The sequence below is a fragment of the Paraburkholderia sp. genome, from assembly GCF_035948235.1.
Lineage (GTDB): Bacteria > Pseudomonadota > Gammaproteobacteria > Burkholderiales > Burkholderiaceae > Paraburkholderia.
In genome coordinates this window covers 1-2,920 of sequence record NZ_DASZJJ010000322.1, presented here as the reverse complement: position 1 = coordinate 2,920, position 2,920 = coordinate 1, and the positions used below count along the sequence as shown (strand labels likewise).

General features: G+C 65.1%; 4 protein-coding genes. All 4 read left to right on the top strand.

Annotated features, from left to right (window positions below; genetic code table 11):
• The first annotated feature begins 2 nt into the window (after positions 1-2).
• Positions 3-734, top strand: a complete 732-nt coding sequence (locus VG320_RS28585; RefSeq protein ID WP_327203427.1) for an ABC transporter permease — start codon at positions 3-5, stop codon at positions 732-734.
• Between the two features lies 1 nt (position 735).
• Positions 736-1,542, top strand: a complete 807-nt coding sequence (locus VG320_RS28580) for an ABC transporter permease (RefSeq protein ID WP_327203425.1) — start codon at positions 736-738, stop codon at positions 1,540-1,542.
• A gap of 21 nt (positions 1,543-1,563) precedes the next feature.
• Positions 1,564-2,652, top strand: coding sequence for an ABC transporter ATP-binding protein (locus VG320_RS28575; protein WP_327203423.1), 1,089 nt, complete (start codon positions 1,564-1,566; stop codon positions 2,650-2,652).
• On the top strand, positions 2,652-2,920 hold a 269-nt coding region (locus VG320_RS28570; RefSeq protein ID WP_327203422.1), incomplete at its 3' end, for a GntR family transcriptional regulator. The genes VG320_RS28575 and VG320_RS28570, both read left to right, overlap by 1 nt.

Genomic DNA, 2,920 nt, shown 5'->3' with positions numbered 1-2,920 from the left:
GCGTGATGGAGCCGACGCCCGGCCTGCACAACTACGCGCAACTGCTGGGCTCGACCACTTATTTGCGGGTGTTCGGCAATACGTTTCTGGTGGCGGGCGTCGTGACTGCGGTGACGGTGGCAATCGGCTTTCCCACCGCGTGGCTGCTGGCCATCGCGCCGCGCTGGCTCAGCACCACGCTGTTTTCGATCATGCTGCTGTCGATGTGGACCAATCTGCTCGCGCGCACGTTCGCCTGGATGGTGCTGCTCCAGCAGACCGGCCCGATCAACCGTCTGCTGATGGCGCGTGGCATCATCGATCAGCCGCTTACCCTCGTGAACAATCTGATCGGCGTGACGGTGGGCATGACGTACATCATGCTGCCGTTTCTGGTGATGCCGCTGCACGCGACGCTGCGCGGCATCGATCCCGCCACGCTGCGCGCTGCCGCCGTGTGCGGCGCAAGCCGCTGGCAGGCCTTCTGGCGCATTCTCGTGCCGCTGGCGATGCCGGGCATTGCCTCGGGCGCGCTGATGGTGTTCGTGATGGCGCTCGGCTACTTCGTGACCCCTGCACTGCTTGGCGGCCCGTCGTACATGATGCTCGCCGAACTGATCGCCCAGCTCGTGCAGGAACTGCTGAACTGGGGACTTGCCGGTGCCGCCGCGTTCGTGCTGCTGGCCGTGACGCTCGGCCTCTATGCGCTGCAACTGCGCCTGACCGGCGCGCGCCAGATTTCCGGAGGACGTTGACATGCTGCTCGACTTCGATCGTCTTGGCGCGGTGCGTGCGCTGCTCGTCGCCATTGGCGCGGTGGTGGCCCTGTTCCTGTTGTTGCCGATTCTCTTTATCGTCGCGCTGTCGTTTGGCGACTCGCAGTGGCTCGCGTTTCCCGCGCCGGGCTGGACGCTGGAGTGGTATCGCCAGCTCTTCACGGACGCGGGCTGGCTCGATTCGCTGATGACCAGCATGAAGCTGGCGGTGATCGTCACGGTGCTGTCGGTTGCGCTGGGTTTTCTCGCGTCGCTTGCGCTCGTGCGCGGCAAGTTTCGTGGCCGCGCCGTCGTGCAGGCGTTCTTCCTCACGCCGATGGTGCTGCCCGTGGTCGTGCTCGCAGTGGCGCTCTATGCGTTCTTTTTGCGCATCGGCCTTGCGGGCACGATGACGGGCTTCGTGATCGGCCATCTGATCATCGCGCTGCCGTTCTCGATCATCGCCATCAGCAATTCGCTCTCGGCCTTCGACACTGCGCTGGAAGACGCGGCGCTGATTTGCGGCGCCTCGCCGCTGGCCGTGAAGTGGCGCGTGACCTTGCCCGCGATCCGCCTGGGCCTGGCGGCAGCGGCGATCTTCTCGTTCCTCGCCTCGTGGGACGAAGTGGTGGTGTCGATCTTCATGGCGAGTCCCACCTTGCAAACCTTGCCCGTGCGCATCTGGGCGACGCTGCGCCAGGACCTCACGCCCGTGGTGGCGGCGGCGTCCTCGCTGCTGGTGGCGCTCACCACCTTGCTGATGCTGGCGAGCGCCTTGCTGCGCCGCGCTCGCCAGGCGATCCACTAATACGACCCGGAGACGTAAGCCATGACTGCCGCATTCCTGCAAATCCAGCGCCTGCGCAAGACCTACGACGACGTGGTCGCCATCGACAGCGTGTCACTCGACGTGCGCAAGGGCGAGTTCATGACCTTTCTCGGGCCGTCCGGCTCGGGCAAGAGTACGACGCTCTATATCGTCGCGGGCTTCCAGGAGCCGACCGAAGGGCGCGTGCTGCTCGACGGCAAGCCGCTGCTGGCGGTTGCGCCCAACAAGCGCAACATCGGCATGGTGTTCCAGCGCTATACGCTGTTTCCGCATCTGACGGTGGGCGAGAACGTGGCGTTTCCGCTGCGTGTGCGACGTCGTCCGGAATCCGAAATAAAAGCGAAAGTCGAAAAAATGCTTGCGCTCGTGCATCTGTCCGAATGCCGCGACCGCATGCCTGCGCAACTGTCCGGTGGACAACAGCAGCGCGTGGCGATTGCCCGCGCGCTCGCCTACGATCCGCCGGTGCTGTTGATGGACGAGCCGCTCTCGGCGCTCGACAAGAAGCTGCGCGAGGAAATCCAGCTCGAACTGCGCCGCATCCATCAGGAAACGGGCGTGACGATTCTCTATGTGACGCACGATCAGGAAGAAGCGCTGCGCTTGTCGGATCGCATCGCCGTGTTCAACAAGGGGCGTATTGAACAGGTGGGTACGGGCGAAGAGCTTTACGCGAATCCGGCGTCGCGCTTCGTGGCCGGCTTTATCGGCAATTCCAACTTTCTGCCGGTGCGCGTCACGGCAAGCCGCGATGGGCTGGCGAACGGCGTGTTCCCCAATGGCCTCGAACTGGCATGCGGCAACTTCAATCCCGCGCTGGCGGCGGGCGATGACGGCACGCTCATGATCCGCCCCGAGCAGATGCGCCTCACCTCGCCGCAAAACACCGCGGCAGCGGGCCTACCCGTGACGGTGCGCGACATCACCTATCTGGGCGATGCGATGCATTACGCGGTGGCCACGCCGTGGGCGCAGGAGATTTCGATCCGGCTGCCCGCCGCGCAGCGGCATGACAGCGGTCTGTCGATTGGCGCGCAGGCCGTGGTGGAGTGGGACGCACGCGATACGCGTCTGTTCTCGCACGCATGATGAGCGATCTCGCGCAGTCTCTCTCAACACACGGCACGGCGGCCTCGCTGCGCGTGGAGCGGCCCACGGCGACGCTGCGCGAATTGACGCTGCAGAAGATGCGCCAGGCGATTCTGGACGCGCATTTCGCGCCGGGCGAGCGGCTGGTCGAGCGCACGCTCTGCGAGGAACTGGGGGTGAGCCGCTCGGTCGTGCGCGAAGTGCTGCGCCATCTCGAAGCGGAAGGCATTGTCGATACACTGCCCAACCAGGGGCCAATCGTTGCGCG